Source organism: Lamprobacter sp., from assembly GCF_034860625.1.
In the GTDB taxonomy this organism is placed as follows: Bacteria; Pseudomonadota; Gammaproteobacteria; order Chromatiales; family Chromatiaceae; genus Lamprobacter.
Map to the genome: position 1 here is coordinate 1 of NZ_JAYESN010000644.1, position 889 is coordinate 889.

Annotated in this window: 1 protein-coding gene and 1 pseudogene; both read left to right on the forward strand. The window is 62.3% G+C overall.

Features of this window, described 5'->3' with window-relative positions:
- The coding region (locus VBE63_RS30460; protein ID WP_323686697.1) for an EAL domain-containing protein at positions 1-244 on the forward strand (244 nt) is incomplete at its 5' end.
- A gap of 11 nt (positions 245-255) precedes the next feature.
- Positions 256-889 (forward strand): annotated as a pseudogene (locus tag VBE63_RS30465) (hypothetical protein); the annotation flags it as partial.

Consider the following 889-nt stretch of genomic DNA (forward strand, 5'->3'; position numbering starts at 1 on the left):
ACCGATCAGCGAGCTGAAGATCGATCGCGCCTTCATTAAGGGCATCGAGCAACCGCACGACCGCAATCTGGTCGCCGGCATGATCGCCATGACACATTCGATCGGCAAGACCCTGGTCGCCGAAGGCATCGAGACGCAAGCACAGCTGGAGATTCTCCAAGCCCTCGGCTGCGATTGGGGGCAGGGGTATCTGTGGTCCAAGCCGGTACCGCCGGCGCTGGCTGCGGATTGTTTTAAGGCCTAAGTGAGACCCCATTGATCCCGCCCCATCCTTCACCGGTTGCATCAGCCCCGCCGCAGCAGCGTCCGCTGCCGGTCGCCAGCCGCCCTTGGTGGAACCGCGATACCCTGATGCGCGTGCTGGATGATCTGCTCTGGGCGGAGCTGAACCGATTGCGCCCGGGGCAGCTTGGGCTAAGACCGAGCGCAGCGTCCGATTTAGCGCCTGAGATGCGTGGATCTGTATCTGATGATGCGCCTACCCTGAAACAAACGCCTCATCGTCCTTGGTGGCGACGCGCTATCGACATTAGACTTGATGCTGCGTTCGAGCTGGACAGCCTGGGACTGGACTCGCTGGAATTTCTGGATATCGCGACCCTCATCGCGGTGCAGTTCCATCTGCAACGGAGCGGGCTCGACAACCAGCTGCTGCAGCAGCGGCAGCTCGGCGCTTGGGCGCAGATCATCCTCGACAGCCGCGCGCGCTGGGATGAGTCGCTGAGCTTTCAGACCTCCGGCTCAACCGGTCAGCCCAAGCTCTGCGCGCATCCGATGCACCGACTTGAGCAAGAGATCCACTGGTTTGCCGGACAGCTCGGCGATCGGCGCCGCGTCTTGACCGCCGTGCCGGCGCATCACATCTACGGCTTCCTGTTTACCGTGATGC